This is a genomic window from Azospirillum sp. TSH58 (assembly GCF_003119115.1).
Taxonomy (GTDB): Bacteria; Pseudomonadota; Alphaproteobacteria; order Azospirillales; family Azospirillaceae; genus Azospirillum.
Window position 1 is genome coordinate 460,100 of the sequence record NZ_CP022366.1, and the last position, 14,901, is coordinate 475,000.

Below are 14,901 nucleotides of genomic sequence, written 5' to 3' on the forward strand. Positions count from 1 at the left end.
CAAACTGGCGGGATGGGTTGTGGGTTACGGACTTGCGGACTCCAACTCCGACAGGCGTCGGCGGAGCTTGCGCTCCTCGGCCCAGCGGCTGCTCTCGTCGCGGATGATGGCGACGATTCCGGTCACCGTGCCGTCCGGCGCGGTCAGCAGGGCGACCGTGAAGGCGATGGACAGGGCGTGCCCGTCCTTGTGCAGGGCCGGGACGCGCAGCACCTCGCTGCCGTAGCGCGTCCGGCCCGTGCGCATGGTGTTGGCGTAGCCGTCCCAATGGCGCTGGCGCTGGCGTTCCGGGATGATGATGTCGAGCGACTGCCCCAGCGCTTCGCCCTCCGTGAAGCCGAACATCCGCTCGGCCGCCGGATTCCACAGAGTAATGGCCCCTTCCGCGTCGGACACGACGATCGCGTCCCCGGCGGCCATGACAAGCTGTGCGAAATCGACTGTTGCGCTCATGAAAGCATTCGCTCCGACACCGGACCCGAAACCTTCCGGCGCCGTCATGTTTTCTTCAAAACACGCCCGCACCGTTGGTTTTGCACTCCGTTTCCGAAGCGCGATGGGATGTGAGATACCGTATACCAGATGCGAAATGCCTGGCAAGCCCTTTTGTGCGTTAGGCGAACTAATCGCGCTCCGGACCTTTCGCGGCAAATGCCGGGGAGTGGGAAGGGGCGGGCGCCGGGCATGAAAAAGCCCCCCGGCCGCGCGGACCGGGGGGCTTCTCAACCCATTTCGCCGAAGGGGAGGGGGACGTTAGGTGGCCCGCGCCGTGGGCAGGGTGAAGGACACCGACTCCGGGCGGCCCGGCAGGGCGAGCCGCGCCTCCACCGGGGCGCAGCGGCTGACCACGGCGCCGCGGCGCAGAACACACAGGCGGGTGGCGCGGGTGCGGATCGCCTCCACCGGGTCGGCGGCCTGGAGCACCACCAGATCGGCGTGGCAGCCCACCTCCAGCCCGTAGCCGTCGAGGTGAAGCAGCTTGGCCGGAGCCTCGGTCACCGCGCGGAAGCAGGCGAGCATCCCGTCATAGCCGGTCATCTGCCCGACATGCAGGCCCATGTGCGCGACCTCCAGCATGTCGCCGGAGCCGAGCGGGTACCAGGGGTCCATCACGCAGTCGTGGCCCAGCGCCACCGTCAGGCCGGCGCCCATCAGCTCCGGCACGCGGGTCATGCCGCGGCGCTTGGGATAGGTGTCGTGACGGCCCTGGAGCGTGATGTTGATCAGCGGGTTGGCGATGACGCCGAGGTCGGCCTCGACCATCAGCGGGATCAGCTTGGAGACGTAGTAGTTGTCCATGGAATGCATGGAGGTGAGGTGCGAGCCGGTCACCCGCCCCTGCATCCCCAGCCGTTGCGTCTCGTAGGCCAGCGTCTCGACATGGCGGGACAGCGGGTCGTCCGACTCGTCGCAATGCATGTCCACCAGCAGCCCGCGCTCCGCCGCGATCTCGCAGAGCAGCCTCACGGAGGCGGCGCCGTCGGCCATCGTCCGCTCGAAATGCGGGATGCCGCCCACCACGTCGACGCCCATGTCGAGGGCGCGCTTCAGCAGGTCCATCGCGCCGGGGGAGCGCAGGACTCCGTCCTGCGGGAAGGCGACGAGCTGCAGGTCGAGGTAGGGGGCGACCCGCCGCTTGACCTCCAGCAGCGATTCCACGGCCAGCAGGCGCGGGTCGCAGACGTCCACGTGGCTGCGGATCGCCAGCAGGCCGCGCGCCACCGCCCAGTCGCAATAGGCCAGCGCCCGCTCGACGATGGCGTCCTGGACGAGCTGCGGCTTCAGCTCGCCCCACAGCGCGATGCCCTCCAGCAGCGTGCCGGAGCGGTTGACCCGCGGCAGGCCGTAGCTGAGCGTGGAGTCCATGTGGAAGTGCGAATCGACGAAAGGCGGCGTGACCAGCCGGCCCGTGGCGTCGATCTCCTCCCCGGCGGGGCCGGGCAGGTCCTTCTCCACCGCGGCGATGCGGCCCTCGCGGACGCCGATGTCCATGCCGGTGCGGCCGTCGGGCAGCGTGGCGCGGCGCAGGATCAGATCGAACATCAGCGTTCTCCTTTGCGGTACGGGATCATCAGCGCCCGCGGGTAGGAGGCGCGGCGCGCCACCAGCACCAGCGCCAGGATGCTCAACAGGTAGGGCATCATCAGGAACAGCTGGTAGGGCAGGACGCCCCCCGCCACCTGCTGAAGCCGCAATTGCAGCGCGTCGAAGGCGGCGAACAGCAGCGCGCCCAGCAGTGCCTTGCCGGGCCGCCAGGAGGCGAAGACCACCAGCGCGATGCAGATCCAGCCGCGCCCGTTGACCATGTTGAAGAAGAAGGCGTTGAAGGCCGACAGGGTGAGGAAGGCCCCGGCCAGCGCCATCAGCGCGCTTCCCGCCACCACCGCACCGACGCGGACGGCGGTGACGCTGAGGCCCTGGGCCTCCGCCGCCGCCGGATTCTCGCCGACCATGCGCACCGCCAGACCGACCGGCGTGCGGTAGAGGACGTAGGCGACGACGGCGACGAGGATCAGCGCCATGTAGGTCATCGGCGTCTGGGCCAGCGCGCCGGGCAGGTCCAACGGCTGGAACGGCTCGACGGTGGGCGGGGTGCTCGCCTGCGGCAGGACGAGGCGGTAGACGAAGTAGGACAGGCTGGTGCCGAGCAGCGTCACGCCGATGCCCGCCACATGCTGCGACAGGCCCAGCGGCACCGTCAGGGTGGCGTGCAGCAGCCCCATCAGCCCGCCGCAGAGTGCCGCCACCAGCACGCCGGTCCACAGGTCGGCGCCCTGGTAGACGGCCATCCAGCCGGCCATGGCGCCCATCGTCATGATGCCCTCGATGCCGAGGTTCAGAACGCCCGCCCGCTCGCACAGCAGTTCGCCCAGCGTGCCCAGGATGTAGGGGGTGGCGATGCGCAGCACTGCCGTCCAGAAGGCGGCGGAGACCAGGATGTCGAGGATCGTTTGGAACAGCTCCATGGCGCTCACCCCCGCCGCAGCCGGTAGCGCGTCAGCAGCCCGGCGACCAGCATGCAGAGCAGGCTGGTGGCGACGAGCACGTCGGCGATGTAGTTGGGCACCGGCATGGCGCGGCTCATGGCGTCGGCGCCGACGAAGATGCCGGCGATGAAGACCGCCGCCCCGACCACGCCCACCGGGTGAAGCTGCGCCAGCATGGCGACGACGATGCCGCTGTAGCCGAAGCCCGGCGACAGGTCGAGCGTCAGGTAGCCCTTCAGCCCGCAGACCTCGATCACCCCGGCCAGCCCGGCCAGCCCGCCGGACAGCAGGGCGGTGCGCAGCATGACGCGGGTCACCGGCATGCCGGCGAAGGCCGCGGCGCGCGGGTTGGCGCCGACCGCCCGGTTCTCGTAGCCCCAGATGGTCCGGGTGTCGATCAGCCAGAGCAGGGCCGACAGGCCCAGCGCGACCAGCAGGCCGGTGTGCAGCCGCGTCCGCTCGACCAGCTTGGGCAGTTCCGCCGCCTCGACGACCGGGGCGGACTGCGGCCAGCCCATGCCCATGGGGTCCTTCAGCGCGCCCTCCAGCAGCATGGAGACGAGCAGCAGGACGATGAAGTTCAGCAGCAGCGTGGTCACCACCTCGTCCACGCCGAAGCGCACCTTCAGCACGGCGGGGCCGAGCAGCGTGGCGCCCCCGGCGGCGGCCCCGGCGATCATCACGGTCGGCAGCAGCAGCCAGGCCGGCAGGTTCAGCATGCCGCCGCCCAGCACGACGGCGGCGAGAGCGCCCATGTAGAGCTGCCCCTCCGCCCCGATGTTCCACAGCTTGGCGCGGAAGGCGACGGCGGCGGCGAGGCCGGTGAGGATCAGCGGGGTGGCGCGGGTCAGCGTCTCGGTCAGGGCGAAGCGGGAGCCGGCGGCCCCCTCCAGCAGCAGGCCGTAGGCGCGCAGCACCGGCGCGCCGGTCCAGGCGACCAGCAGCGCGCAGAGCGCCAGCGCCGCCGCCACCGCCGCCACGGGTGCCAGCAGGCGGGCGGCCAGCGGGGTATGCTCTCGCGGTTCAAGCCGCATCGACGATCTCCGGCAAAATCTCCCAATGCCCGGCCATCAGCAGGCCGAGCTGGCGGACCGACACGCGGCCGTGCGGCAGAACGGGGGTGAGGCGCCCGTGATAGGCGACGGTGATGCCGTCGGCCAGCGCCAGGATCTCGTCCAGATCCTCGGAGATCAGCAGCACCCCGGCCCCGGCGGCGCGGGCCTCCAGCAGCCGCCCGTGGACGTAGGACACCGCGCCCACGTCGAGGCCGCGGGTCGGCTGGCTCGCCAGGATCAGGTCCGGCCCGTGGGCCAGCGTGCGGCCCAGGATCAGCTTCTGCATGTTGCCGCCGGACAGCAGCTGGGTGCGGGCGTCCGGACCCGGACAGCGCACGTCGAACGCTTGGATCACCTCCTCGGCGTAGGCGCGGGCGGCCCCCCGGCGGATCAGGCCGAAGCGCTGGAAGGCGGGGTCGTGGTAGCGCTCGGCGATCAGGTTCTCCCACACCGCCATGGCGCCGACGAGGCCGGCGGCGTGCCGGTCCTCCGGGATGCGGGCGACGCCGCGGCGGACCATCTCCGCCGGACCGGCGCTGCTGGCGGGCTCGCCTTTCAGGGCCATGGTGCCGGAATCCGGATGGATCAGGCCGCTGACCAGCTCGGCCAGCGCGGTCTGCCCGTTGCCCGACACGCCGGCGATGCCGACGATCTGGCGGCGGCGCACGGTCAGGTCCACCGCGTCGAGCAGCGGGCGCCCGTGGCCGGAGGCGACGGTCACGCCGGACAGCGCAAGCACCGGCTCGCCCGGCTCCAGCGGGGTCGGGGTGGGCGGCTTCAGGGCGCGCCCGACCATCAGTTCGGCCAGCTCCTCGCGGTCGGTCTCGGCGGTCCTGCGGGTGGCGACGAGGCGCCCGCCGCGCAGCACGGCGACGGTGTCGCTGGCCGCGAAGACCTCGTTCATCTTGTGGCTGATGAAGACCACGGCCAGCCCGTCGGCGGTCAGGCGGCGCAGCGTGTCGAACAGGCTGGCGGATTCCTGCGGGGTCAGCACCGCGGTCGGCTCGTCCAGGATCAGGACGCGGGCGTCGCGGTAGAGCGCCTTCAGGATCTCGGCGCGCTGCCGCTCGCCCACCGACAGGTCGCCGACCAGCGCGTCGGGCCGCACCTCCAGCCCGAAGCGGCGGGCGAGGTCGAGCAGCTTCGCCGTGGCGGCGGCGCGGTCGGAGCGCGGGCGCCACAGCGACTCCGTGCCCACGGCGATGTTGTCGAGCACCGACAGGTTGTCGGCCAGGGTGAAGTGCTGGTGGACCATGCCGATCCCGGCGGCCAGCGCCGCGCGGGGGGAGCCGGGGGGAAGCGGCTGGCCGAACGCCTCGATGCTCCCCTCGTCGGCGACGTAATGGCCGAAGAGGATGTTCATCAGGGTCGTCTTGCCGGCGCCGTTCTCGCCCAGCAAGGCCAGCACCTCGCCCTTGTGGAGCGTCAGCGAGATGGAATCGTTGGCGACGAGCGGCCCGAACCGCTTCGTGATGCCGGAGAGGCGGAGGACGATGGGGGGTGATGTCATGGATGTCCGCGGGGTGCCGGGAGGCAAAACAACGTTCCCTCTCCCCCTGGGGAGAGGGTTAGGGTGAGGGGGCGCCCGTCAGGGCGTCCAAGCGCTGCAATGAGCTTGCGTGTCCGGCCTGCGGCCGCCCCCTCATCCCGACCTTCTCCCCGGAGGGGAGAAGGAGATGTGGATCACATCGTCGACTTCGGCTCGTTGTCGTTCACCTTCACGGTGAACTTGCCGTCGAGGATCTCCTGCTCGCGGGCCTTCACCTTGGCCATCACGTCGGCGGGAACCTTGCCCTCGAAGGTGCCGAGCGGGGCGAGGCTGGAGCCCTTGTGGACCATCTGGCTGTAGGGGCCGTAATCCTCGGCCTTGTAGCTGCCGGCCTTCACCGCGGCAATGGCGCGGTCGACCGACGGCTCCATGTGCCAGAGCGCGCTGGCGACCACGGTGTCCGGATACTGCGGCTGGGTGTTGATGACGTTGCCGATGGCCAGGACCTTGCGCTCCTTGGCGGCGTCGGACACGCCGAAGCGCTCGGCGTACATCACGTCGGCGCCGCGGTCGATCATGGCGAAGGCGGCTTCCTTGGCCTTCGGCGGGTCGAACCAGGAGCCGATGAAGCTGACCATGAACTTCACGTTCGGGTTCACCTCCCTGGCGCCCTCCATGAAGGCGTTCATCAGGCGGTTCACCTCGGGGATCGGGTAGCCGCCGACCATGCCGATGACGTTCGACTTGGACACCGCGCCCGCAATCATGCCGGTCAGATAGGCCGGCTCCTGGATGTAGTTGTCGAAGACCGAGAAGTTCGGCTCCTGCGGCTTGAAGCTGGAGCCCATGACGAAGGCGGTCTTGGGATAGTCCTTGGCGACGGCGCGGGCTGCGCGCTCGACGCCGAAGACCTCGCCGAAGACGAGCTGCTGGCCGCCCTCGGCGTACTGGCGCATCACGCGCTCATAGTCGGTGTTGGCGACCGATTCGGCCCAGACATACTCGATGTCGCCGCGCGCCTCGGCGGCCTTCAGGGCGGTGTGGATGCGGCTGACCCACTGCTGCTCGATCGGCACGGTGTAGATGCCGGCGACCTTGACCTTCGACTGCGCCCAGGCGGGCAGAGCCATCGCCGCGACGGCGGCCGCCGCCGCACCGCACAGGACGGCGCGCCGCGCCACGCCGAATACCTTCCCCATGGGAACCCCCTCCGTCTGCTTTGCTGTTTCGGCACAGATGTGCAGCAGAGGCGTTGCAACGGCAATGCCATTCCGTGCGCGTCAGCCCTGCTGCGGCTCTCACGGGTCGGCAGGGTGGCATGTGACCAAAAGGGCGGCAACGATTCTCAGCGGGTGCCGTAAAGCCGGTCGCCCGCGTCGCCCAGGCCGGGCAGGATGTAGCCGTTCTCGTCCAGCCGCTCGTCCACTGCAGCGGTGAAGACCGGCACGTCGGGGTGCGCGTCGTGGAAGTTGCGCAAGCCCTCCGGGGCGGCCACCAGGACGGCCAGCTTGATCGAGGCCGCACCCGCGTCCTTCAGCCGGTGCACCGCCGCGACGGCCGTGTGGCCGGTGGCGAGCATGGGATCGACGAGGATGACCAGCCGCTCCTCGATGTCCTCCGGCACCTTGAAGAAATACTCGACGGGGGTCAGCGTCTCCTGGTCGCGGTAGAGGCCGATGTGCCCGATGCGGGCCGACGGCAGCAGCGTGCGCATGCCGTCCAGCAGCCCTTGCCCGGCCCGCAGGATGGAGACGAGGCACAGCTTCTTGCCGGTCAGCAGCGGCGCGTCGAAGCTGGCCAGCGGCGTTTCCACCGGGCGGTCCTCAAGGGGAAGGTCGCGCGTCAGCTCATAGCCCATCAGCTGCGACACCTCCCGCATCACCTCGTGGAACCGGGCGGTGGGGGTCTCCCGCCGCCGCAGAAGGGTCAGCTTGTGCTGGACCAAAGGGTGGTCGATGACGGTGAGTGTCGGGATGGGCAACGTCGGGTTGGGCATGGGCGACCCTTCGGGTGGTTGACGTCACATCAGAAGACGGTCCCGTCGCTGCGGATGCGGATCGGCGGGCCGCCGCCGGGGCGGCGCTCGCGGGCGATCCGGCGCCCCGCGGTCCAGGTGCCGCCCTGGAGGACCTTGGCGAGCGGGAAGCTCTCCGCGGGCACGCCCAGCCGGGCGCGGACCTCGTCGGCGAGGCGGTCGAGCAGGGCGACGGTCAGGGCGCGCCACTCCACCACCGCCTCATCCCCGACCTCCAGCTCGTCGGACAGGATGCGGGGATGCTTCGGCACCAGCACGCCGCTGTCCACCAGCAGCCCGCCGTTGCGGTATTCCGGCAGGCCGGTCAGCCGGTCCAGCCCGGTGACGGCGATGCCCGCCCCCTCCAGCGGCTCGACCAGCGAATAGCTGAGCCATTGCGACAGCTTGTGGAAGGGGACGAGGCCGACCGCCGAATGGCTCCAGGTATCCCCCAGATTGACGCCGCCGCGCTCGATCCGGCCCGGCCAGATCGGCCCCAGCCCGCGCAGCACCGCGTCGAGGATGGCGGTGGCGGGAAGCGTCCCGTCCACGGCCTGCGCCTTCAGCGCGTCGTAGAGGGTGCCGACCCGCCCCCGTGTGCCGAACAGGTCGGGTGCAGCGGTCAGCGCACTCCCCAACCGGCGCAGCAGCGCCGCGCGCCCCTCCAGCCCGACCAGCGGGTTGTCCGGCCCGGCCTGGAAGCCGCGGGCGAGCGCCGTCTCGGTCATGGCGGAGAGAGCCGCCGCGTCGGCGCGCAGAGGCGTTCTCTTCGAATCATCGGCGAAGCCGCCCGCGCGGAACAGGTCGAAGCTGGCGATGGCCAGCCCTTCGGAGCGGGCCAACTCCACCCCCGCCGCGTCGCGGTAGCGCCAGCGGTCGCCCGCCCCGGCGTCCAGCAGCACGCTGGTCACCGCGAGGTCGAAGCGGATGCGCGCGACCTCGTCCGCATCCACGTCCAGTCCGGCGGCAAGCGCCGCCCAGCGGTCGTCGCCCTCCATCACGAAATGCCGCCAGCGGCTGTGGTAGGGGACGTCCAGGTCCGGGTAGGACTCCCGCGTCACCGTGGCGACCAGGGCGGCGGCATCGGGCAGCCGCTCCGGGCGAAGCTCGAAATGGGCGAGGTCCCCGCGCCCGGCCTTCGCCAGGATCGCGTGGGCGCGCTGGCGCACCGCGTCGGCGGAGAGCAGCCACCCCGCATCATCGTCGGCGTGGGCGCTCAATCGGTCAGCCCCCGGCCCTTGGCGACGGTCAGCTCCTCCGCGGTCGGCACGGCGGGGGTGAAGTAGCCGGCGGCCTTCTTGGCGTCCATCTCCACCTTGGCGTCGTCGGGGATCAGCTCGTCGGGGATCGGGATCTGTTCGACGATCTCGATGCCGGCGCGGCGGATGGCGTCGGACTTCATGTTGCTCATCGACACCATGCGGTCGATGCGGGTGACCCCCAGCCAGTGGAAGACGTCGGGCATCAACTCCTGGAAGCGCATGTCCTGGACGCCGGCCACGCACTCCGTGCGCTCGAAATAGGCCTCCGCCCGGTCGCCGCCGGGCTGGCGCTTGCGCGCGTTGTAGACCAGGAACTTGGTCACCTCGCCCAGCGCGCGCCCTTCCTTGCGGTTGTAGATGACGAGGCCGGCGCCGTTCTCCTGCGCGGTGCGGATGCACTCCTCGACGCCGTGGGTCAGGTAGGGGCGGCAGGTGCAGATGTCGGAGCCGAAGACGTCCGACCCGTTGCACTCGTCGTGCACCCGGCAGGCGACCTTGCGCGCCGGATCGGTCAGCGCCGCCGCGTCGCCCAGGATGTAGACGGTCAGCCCGTTGATCGGCGGCAGGAAGACCTTCAGGTCGGGGCGGGTCACCAGTTCGGGGAACATGCTGCCGGTGTGCTCGAACAGGCCGCGGCGCAGCGCGCTCTCGGTGATGCCGAAGCGCTTGGCGATGCCGGGCAGGAACCACACCGGCTCGATGGCGACCTTGGTCACGCGCGCGTCGCCGCTGGGCAGCAGGATCTGGCCGTCCGCCGCCAGCCGCCCGGCGCGCATGGCGTCCACCAGCTCCGGCATCTTGATGCGGGCCTTGGTCACGGCGATGGTCGGGCGCACGTCGACGCCGCGCGCCAGATGATCGCCGAAGGCGTCGCTGACCATATGGCCGAAGGGGTCGATGGAGACGATTTTGTCCGGGTCGCCCCATTGCGGGTGCGGGCCGATCGGCTCCGCCGGAGCGGTGTTGGTCAGGTCCGGCACATGGTAGGCGCTGAGCTGCCCCGCCGCGACGGCGAGCGCCCGGTAGACGGCGTAGCTGCCGGCGTGGGCGCCGATGGCGTTGCGCTGCGCCGGGTCGGAGAGGGAGGCAACGACCGGCCCGCGCTCCGCGGCGGTGGGGGCGCCCCAGTGGACCGGGGTGTAGCGCGGCTTGGCGCCGCCGGTCGGGTGCGAGGCGAGAACGATGTGACGTTGCGGCTGGTTACGGCGGCTTTCCATACGGACGCTCCGGGTGCCATTCACCATGCGACAGTGTGACACAGTTTCGGCGACTGCGAACACCAAATCGAATGGCCGCAACCTCTGACGTTCGTTCGGTTTTCGACCCGTCATTTCCGCCAGGGGGCACCTCCTTCGGGGAATAGGGGGTGCCCGAAATTTGTCCCAGCCCGGATGGTTGGAGCCTGAGCTTGGGCGCACGATCTGCTGTTAGGATCGGGTCAATCGATCGCAGAAAAAGGATGCAGGGAATGTCCGTCCACTCAGGCGCGGGCCATTCAGGCAAAGGTGGAATTGGCAAGCGTGGATGGGGTGTGGCGCTGGGAAGCCTGGTGCTGACCGTCGCGCTGGCCGCACCGGCGCTGGCCGACGACCACAAGCATTGGCGCAAGCACAAGCACAAGCATCACCACCGCGGCCACGGCCCCGTGGTGATCTACGAGCCGCCCCCGCCGGTCGTGGTGATGCGCCGCCCGCCGCCCGTCTACTACGCCCCGGCCCCGCGCGTGGTCTACGCACCGCCGCCGCCGGTCTACTACGCGCCCACTCCGGGCCTCAGCGTCCAGATGAACATCCCGCTGCGCTGAGGCTGCCGTCCTGCGGAAGGCGGCCCGCGACCGGGGGCGCCTTCACCGCAGGACCGTCACCTCAGGACGCGGCACGGGTCCACGATCAGCATATCCACCGGCTCGTCCCCGCCCTTGGCGGGCATGTCCTCATGCTTGGGGATCAGCAGGCAGCGCCCGTCCTGAAGCAGGACGGCCTTGACCCGGAACCACATCGTCTTCGGGTTGCTGCCGAAGGTGATTTCAAACGAATCGCCCGCCGCGATGCGCGCGGGCACCGAGACGTTGCCATACTCGCGGCACGTGTGGGTGAACACCCAGTTGCGGCACAGCTTGAAGGTGGCCGACCCGCTGGTGGTCACCAGCGACACGCTCTGCCCCACGGCGGGCACCGGCGACGCCTGTCCCGGCGCGCCCGCAAGCGCGATTGCCAGGGCCGCCGTCAGAGCCGCCATCCTCAGGGCCACCACAATCCTCATGACCGTCATCGTCCACCATCCGTCACGGCGCACAGTGTAGCACGCGCGGCTTCGCCCGCGGGTTGACACTTCGGAAGGGCGGGACTCCGCGCCGGCTCGCACCGCGCTGTCCCTACCGGGACGACGGCCGCATCCCGGATGTGAACCGGCTGGCGTCCCCCCTGTGACCAGGCTGGGGCAGGGCCGCCGAACGGACCTGCGAACGGGCGGCGGCGACGGCCGGGGCGCACCGCCGCAAAGCCAGTGCGGGCCTGCTGTTGCGCCGCCGCATCAGGCAAAGCCTGCCGCCGGCCGCTCCTATTTGCCACAAATGGTTAATTTATTTTAAAGGAATTGTTAGTATCTCGTTAACTATCCAAGGGCCAGGGTCCAGCCATCGAAACCGCAATGGAATAGACAAATGGCGACGACCTCCACTGGTTTGACCAAGTCCAAAATCGTCGTGAACGCCTATGGCACCTCTTCGGACGCTGTGAATCCTCACTTTCGTCTGATGATCGACGGCAAGGATGTTGGTCAGGCGTCGGTGGGCTCGGCCGAGCCGAAAGCCTATACATTCGACGTTGACGTTTCTTCTGGTCAGGCGCACAAAGTCCAGGTTGTTTATGACAACGATGACGTGAACGCCGGATCGAATCGTGACCTGGGCATCAAATCCATCGTCATCAACGGCCACACGCTGAGCCCGACCGACGCGAGCTACGAGCGCCATGACGACGCCGGCGGGACCATGGCCGGCCAGGAAGGCCTGTGGTGGAACGGGGCGCTGACCTTCTCGACCCCGGCCTCGCTCTATGGCGTCGCCTCCGATACGGCCAATTCCGGCGGCAGCGCCGCCGCGCCGGAGGCCGACAGCGCCGCCACGGGCGGCAGCGACGCCTCCGCCGCCACCGGGTCCTCGACGATCACCATCAACGCCCGCGGCACCGCCGCGGCGGGCCAGAACGCGCACTTCACGGTGCTGGCGGACGGCAAGGCGATCGGCGAGGGCACGGCCGGCACGGAGTCGAAGGACTTTTCCTTCAAGACCGATCTGGCCGCCGATCAGGCGCACAAGATCCAGGTCCAGTACGACAACGACGCCACGGTGAACGGCCAGGACCGCAACCTGCATATCGGCAACGTGACCATCAACGGCCACGAATACGCCCCGACCGACTCCGCGGTCAGCTACGACAAGGGCGCGCTCGACGGCAAGGACGTCATCAAGGGGCAGGCCGACCTGTGGTGGAACGGCACGCTGGTGGTCGACGCCGACAAGGGCCTGTTCACCTCCGGCTCCGCCACCGCGCCCTCCACGGCCCCGAGCACAACGCCGGGCACGACCCCGGCCGCGCCGACCGCCCCGGTGACCTCGCCTTCGACGGACAGCGGCGCCGGGTCAAGCGGCGGCTACCTGCACACCGACGGCAGCCAGATCGTCGACAGCGCCGGCAACAACGTGAAGCTGACCGGCGTCAACTGGTTCGGTGCTGAGGGCTACGCCTTCGCCCCGCAGGGCCTGTGGCAGGACAGCTACAAGAACATCATGGACCAGATGCAGGACCAGGGGTTCAACACCATCCGCCTGCCCTGGTCGGACGCCATGCTGGACAACGGCCGCATGCCGACCGGCATCGACTATTCGAAGAACCCGGAGCTTCAGGGCAAGACCAGCCTCGAGGTGTTCGACAAGATCATCGACTACGCCGATCAGACCGGCATGAAGATCATCCTCGACCACCACCGCTCCGGCGACGGCGCCTCGGCCAATGAGAACGGGCTCTGGTACACCGACCAGTACCCGGAATCGAAGATGATCGAGAACTGGAAGATGCTGGCCCAGCGCTACGCCGACAACCCGTCGGTCGTCGCCGCCGACCTGCACAACGAGCCGCACGGCCAGGCCACCTGGGGCGACGGCAACCAGGCCACCGACTGGAAGGCCGCGGCGGAGCGCATTGGCAACGCCGTCCAGTCGGTCAACCCGAACTGGCTGCTGATCGTCGAGGGCGTCGAGAACTCCTCCGAGGGCACCTACTGGTGGGGCGGCAACCTGGACGGCGTGAAGACCGACCCGGTCGACTTCAACATCGACAACAAGCTGGTCTATTCCGTCCACGACTACCCGCCGTCGATGGCCGGCTTCGGCTGGTTCAACGACCCCGCCTACCCGAACAACATGAAGGACATCTGGACGGACGCCTGGGGCTGGATCGTCCAGAAGGACATCGCGCCGGTCCTGGTCGGCGAGTTCGGCACGAAGCTGGAGACCAGCCAGGACAAGCAGTGGCTCGACGCCATGGTCAAGTACATGGACGGCGACTACAACGGCGACGGCAAGTCCGATCTGGCGGCGGGCGACCAGGGCGTCAGCTTCACCTATTGGGCCTGGAGCCCCGGCTCGGGCGACACCGGCGGCATCATGACCGACGACTGGGCGGTGAACACGGCGAAGATGAACGCCATCGAGCCGGCCCTGTTCGACGGCACGATCGCCTGATCGCACCCTTGGACCGGTAAGGAACGGCCCGGCAGCGGATGATCTCCGGCGCCGGGCCTTTCCCGTTTTCCAGAGCCTCCGTCAGGCCGAAGCCGCTCCGCGCGGGCGGAACAGCGCTTCCGCCTCGGCCCGCGGGTCGCGGAGGAGGGACGCCGGCTGTCCCGGACGCCCGCCGCCGGCCAGGATGGCGACCGTCTCGGCCAGCCACAGATAGGGGCCGCTGCGCCCGGCCTCGGGAAGGCGGGACAGGTCGCGCAGGTAATTGCCGACCGCCAGGGTCAGCGCCTGCTCGCCCGTTGCGCCCTGCACCCGTCCGGCGGCGGCGGCGAAGCGGCGGCGTTCCTCCGCGTCCGTCTTGACCCGTTCCTCAACGGCCTTCAGAAGCGCCGCCCGGGTGCGGGGACCGTTCAGCAGGTTCAGAGCCATCACGACCGGATCGACCGGCCTCGCGGGGCGCGAGGCGGAGTCCCCCACTGTGCGCCGCGGCTCGGCCCCGCGGCGCGTCGAATGTCCGTGCTGCATGGAATGTCTGGCTTTCTTTCCCCAAAAGGGCCGAGCAGCCCTTCAGATGGTGTAGGTTCCCTCGAACAGGTCGCCGAGCGCGAGGCGCATCAGGGACCGGGTCCGGGTGACGCGCCGATGCTCGTCGCGCGCGGTGACCATATGACAACGCCGGCACAGCCACCGCCGTTCCATCGCCTTCTCGGCGGACCGTTCGATGGCCGCGGCGCGGCGGCGGTACAGCCCGACGATGCTGCGCGAGGTTCGGACCCCGGCATACTCGACCACGTCCGGCCAGGGGGCCGGGTCGCCTTCGTCGCTGAACCAGATCCCGTCAGGCGACAGCCAGCGGCCGTCCGGCAGGCAGCGCAACGTATGGCCGTGCGGACGCCCGCAATGCTCGCACCGTGGAGCGGCGGTGCCGGGGGCGATGGAACGGGCCTGATGTTCGGCGGGACGGTCGATGAGGCGGGCCATTCTGACCAGGGATGGTGGCTGCGAACAAAACCAAAACCGAATCTAGCGCATCGCACGGTCCGTGGGAATCCCCAACGATGGCCCGGCCGCGGTAATTCTTCGATCGCAGGTTATGACGAAAGCCGTGCGCGCCGCCGCCCCGGCAGCTTGTGCGGGACGCGGCCGCCGCTTTTGCAAGCCGGTAGGGCCGGTGGGAGCATTTTGCCTCTGGTCCCTGTGCGCCACTGCCTATACGCTGTCAGACAAATCGGAGCTATAGGTCATGGAAAAGGTAACAGTGCCGCAGACTTCGGCCGCGTCGGTCCCCGACAATTCCACCGGCGGTGGTGTGAAACAGCGCGTGGACTTCGAACTGAACGGCGTCCGCATCGT

General features: G+C 69.6%; 15 protein-coding genes (1 of these 15 running past the window's edge). 3 read left to right on the plus strand and 12 right to left on the minus strand.

Going from position 1 to position 14,901, the window contains the following annotated elements:
* Positions 1-24 precede the first annotated feature (24 nt).
* From TSH58p_RS20685 to TSH58p_RS20730, 9 genes are all read right to left on the minus strand, one after another.
* Positions 25-453, minus strand: a complete 429-nt coding sequence (locus tag TSH58p_RS20685) for a PAS domain S-box protein (protein ID WP_109469377.1) — start codon at positions 451-453, stop codon at positions 25-27.
* 300 nt (positions 454-753) lie between these two features.
* Complete coding sequence (locus TSH58p_RS20695) at positions 754-2,043, minus strand: amidohydrolase family protein (RefSeq protein ID WP_109469379.1); 1,290 nt, start codon at positions 2,041-2,043, stop codon at positions 754-756.
* The gene (locus TSH58p_RS20700) at positions 2,043-2,966 is read right to left on the minus strand and encodes an ABC transporter permease (RefSeq protein WP_109469380.1); all 924 of its coding nucleotides are present in this window, start codon (positions 2,964-2,966) and stop codon (positions 2,043-2,045) included. Before TSH58p_RS20700 ends, TSH58p_RS20695 begins: the two co-directional genes overlap by 1 nt.
* Positions 2,967-2,971: 5 nt before the next feature.
* Positions 2,972-4,021, minus strand: a complete 1,050-nt coding sequence (locus TSH58p_RS20705; protein ID WP_109469381.1) for an ABC transporter permease — start codon at positions 4,019-4,021, stop codon at positions 2,972-2,974.
* On the minus strand, positions 4,011-5,552 hold the full coding sequence (locus TSH58p_RS20710; protein ID WP_109469382.1) for an ABC transporter ATP-binding protein: 1,542 nt from the start codon (positions 5,550-5,552) through the stop codon (positions 4,011-4,013). Before TSH58p_RS20710 ends, TSH58p_RS20705 begins: the two co-directional genes overlap by 11 nt.
* Positions 5,553-5,725: 173 nt before the next feature.
* Positions 5,726-6,730, minus strand: coding sequence for a BMP family protein (locus TSH58p_RS20715; protein ID WP_109469383.1), 1,005 nt, complete (start codon positions 6,728-6,730; stop codon positions 5,726-5,728).
* Positions 6,731-6,876: 146 nt separating this feature from the next.
* Positions 6,877-7,527, minus strand: coding sequence for a uracil phosphoribosyltransferase (gene upp, locus TSH58p_RS20720; RefSeq protein WP_109469384.1), 651 nt, complete (start codon positions 7,525-7,527; stop codon positions 6,877-6,879).
* Between the two features lie 29 nt (positions 7,528-7,556).
* Positions 7,557-8,765 carry a URC4/urg3 family protein gene (locus TSH58p_RS20725; RefSeq protein ID WP_199230271.1) on the minus strand — a complete coding sequence of 403 codons (1,209 nt, stop codon included), beginning with the start codon at positions 8,763-8,765 and terminating at the stop codon, positions 7,557-7,559.
* Positions 8,762-10,024, minus strand: coding sequence for a GTP cyclohydrolase II (locus TSH58p_RS20730; RefSeq protein ID WP_109469385.1), 1,263 nt, complete (start codon positions 10,022-10,024; stop codon positions 8,762-8,764). Before TSH58p_RS20730 ends, TSH58p_RS20725 begins: the two co-directional genes overlap by 4 nt.
* A gap of 314 nt (positions 10,025-10,338) precedes the next feature.
* On the opposite strand from TSH58p_RS20730, the gene TSH58p_RS20735 reads away from it, so the two are divergent.
* On the plus strand, positions 10,339-10,611 hold the full coding sequence (locus TSH58p_RS20735; protein ID WP_247874347.1) for a hypothetical protein: 273 nt from the start codon (positions 10,339-10,341) through the stop codon (positions 10,609-10,611).
* A 56-nt stretch (positions 10,612-10,667) separates the two neighbouring features.
* Here TSH58p_RS20735 and TSH58p_RS20740 read toward each other — a convergent pair whose 3' ends face one another.
* Positions 10,668-11,045 carry a hypothetical protein gene (locus tag TSH58p_RS20740; protein ID WP_247874348.1) on the minus strand — a complete coding sequence of 126 codons (378 nt, stop codon included), beginning with the start codon at positions 11,043-11,045 and terminating at the stop codon, positions 10,668-10,670.
* Positions 11,046-11,469: 424 nt separating this feature from the next.
* Between TSH58p_RS20740 and TSH58p_RS20745 the strand changes: the two genes are divergently transcribed.
* The gene (locus TSH58p_RS20745) at positions 11,470-13,551 is read left to right on the plus strand and encodes a cellulase family glycosylhydrolase (protein ID WP_109469388.1); all 2,082 of its coding nucleotides are present in this window, start codon (positions 11,470-11,472) and stop codon (positions 13,549-13,551) included.
* 81 nt (positions 13,552-13,632) lie between these two features.
* On the opposite strand, the gene TSH58p_RS20750 is transcribed toward TSH58p_RS20745, so the two are convergent.
* Complete coding sequence (locus tag TSH58p_RS20750) at positions 13,633-14,073, minus strand: hypothetical protein (protein WP_109469389.1); 441 nt, start codon at positions 14,071-14,073, stop codon at positions 13,633-13,635.
* Between the two features lie 42 nt (positions 14,074-14,115).
* A complete protein-coding gene (locus TSH58p_RS20755; protein WP_109469390.1) occupies positions 14,116-14,529 on the minus strand; it encodes a hypothetical protein in 414 nt (137 codons plus the stop codon).
* 262 nt (positions 14,530-14,791) lie between these two features.
* On the opposite strand from TSH58p_RS20755, the gene TSH58p_RS20760 reads away from it, so the two are divergent.
* Positions 14,792-14,901: the start of a hypothetical protein gene (locus TSH58p_RS20760; protein WP_109469391.1), read on the plus strand. Its footprint extends 268 nt past the window's final position; the window shows 110 of its 378 coding nt (coding positions 1-110); it begins with the start codon at positions 14,792-14,794; its stop codon lies off the right edge, out of view.

Excerpts from the sequence above, each read along its gene's own strand:
- TSH58p_RS20740 (WP_247874348.1), bottom strand. The coding sequence starts at position 11,045 with ATGGCGGCTCTGACGGCGGCCCTGGCAATCGCGCTTGCGGGCGCGCCG.
- TSH58p_RS20685 (WP_109469377.1), bottom strand. The coding sequence starts at position 453 with ATGAGCGCAACAGTCGATTTCGCACAGCTTGTCATGGCCGCCGGGGAC.
- TSH58p_RS20745 (WP_109469388.1), top strand. The coding sequence starts at position 11,470 with ATGGCGACGACCTCCACTGGTTTGACCAAGTCCAAAATCGTCGTGAAC.
- TSH58p_RS20700 (WP_109469380.1), bottom strand. The coding sequence starts at position 2,966 with ATGGAGCTGTTCCAAACGATCCTCGACATCCTGGTCTCCGCCGCCTTC.
- TSH58p_RS20715 (WP_109469383.1), bottom strand. The coding sequence starts at position 6,730 with ATGGGGAAGGTATTCGGCGTGGCGCGGCGCGCCGTCCTGTGCGGTGCG.
- TSH58p_RS20695 (WP_109469379.1), bottom strand. The coding sequence starts at position 2,043 with ATGTTCGATCTGATCCTGCGCCGCGCCACGCTGCCCGACGGCCGCACC.
- TSH58p_RS20730 (WP_109469385.1), bottom strand. The coding sequence starts at position 10,024 with ATGGAAAGCCGCCGTAACCAGCCGCAACGTCACATCGTTCTCGCCTCG.
- TSH58p_RS20755 (WP_109469390.1), bottom strand. The coding sequence starts at position 14,529 with ATGGCCCGCCTCATCGACCGTCCCGCCGAACATCAGGCCCGTTCCATC.
- upp (WP_109469384.1), bottom strand. The coding sequence starts at position 7,527 with ATGCCCAACCCGACGTTGCCCATCCCGACACTCACCGTCATCGACCAC.
- TSH58p_RS20705 (WP_109469381.1), bottom strand. The coding sequence starts at position 4,021 with ATGCGGCTTGAACCGCGAGAGCATACCCCGCTGGCCGCCCGCCTGCTG.
- TSH58p_RS20710 (WP_109469382.1), bottom strand. The coding sequence starts at position 5,552 with ATGACATCACCCCCCATCGTCCTCCGCCTCTCCGGCATCACGAAGCGG.
- TSH58p_RS20750 (WP_109469389.1), bottom strand. The coding sequence starts at position 14,073 with ATGCAGCACGGACATTCGACGCGCCGCGGGGCCGAGCCGCGGCGCACA.